We start from the raw sequence: 993 nt of genomic DNA on the forward strand, positions 1-993 counted from the left end.
GTGCTGGCGCACCAGCCGCAGCGCCGGCTCGGAGACGTCGTCGCCCTGGAGCCGCTGCGAATCGGCCGGCGCGTGCTGCGGCTGGTGCGCCAGCACCGTGCGGATGCGCCGGGCGCGCCACGGCTCGTGCCACTCGAAGCCGAGCTTCCGCGCCTCAGCCGGGTACTCCTCCGGCAGGTTCATCTCGTTGGCCGAGTAGACGAAGCCGGCGCCCGGATCGATCCGGCTCGGCAGGTCTCCCCCGTCGTGGAACCCGGCCCAGGCGTATCGGCCGTCGCCCGGCACCGGCCGCAGGCCGTCCCAGTTCGGGCGGATCGGCGCCTTGCCCGCCGTGAACCACGCGACCCGCCCGGTCACGTCGGCGTAGACCTGGTTGACGGAGGGCGCCGACCAGTGCCGCAGCGCCGCGCCGAAGGCCTCCGGCGTCGCGGCGTCGAGATAGGCCAGGCTGCCGAGATAGGCGCCGGCGCCGGGCTCGGACCACACCGTGCGGACGGCGAAGGCCTTGGCGGTGGCGCGGTCCTCGCAGATCACCGGGCCGTGGCGGGTGAAGCCGAGCGTGACCGGCTCGTCGGCCTCGCCGCGGACGGGGATGCGCTCGTGCACCCGCTCGATCGGCGCCCAGCCGCCGTCGAACCGGAACCGGTCCGGGTCGCCGGGGTCGACGTCGAGGACGAACAGGTCCTCCTGGTCGAAGGGGGCGATGGTCAGGCCGAAGGCGGCCTTGCCGTTGTGGCCGATGCTGATGCCGGGGAGCGCCGGCTCGCCGGCGCCGATCACGTCGAGCCCGGGCGCGGTGAGGTGGACGACGTAGCGCAGCGCCGGCAGGGCGTAGGCGCGGTGCGGGTCGCTCGCCAGGATCGGCCGCCCGGTGGCGCTGCGCGACGGCGCGACCGCCCAGGCGTTCGAGCCGTCGCCGGCCGGCTCGGGGTTTTCGGCGATCGTCTCGCGCCCGACGTTCCCGTGCGCGTCGACCCGGGTCCAGGCCCAGGC

1 protein-coding gene is annotated in these 993 nt (G+C 75.6%); it reads right to left on the minus strand.

Features of this window, described 5'->3' with window-relative positions; genetic code table 11:
• Positions 1 to 993 (minus strand): penicillin acylase family protein (locus tag FV230_RS28680; RefSeq protein ID WP_147844772.1); only part of this gene is annotated, 993 nt, incomplete at both ends.

Source organism: Methylobacterium sp. WL6 (assembly GCF_008040095.1).
Lineage (GTDB): Bacteria > Pseudomonadota > Alphaproteobacteria > Rhizobiales > Beijerinckiaceae > Methylobacterium.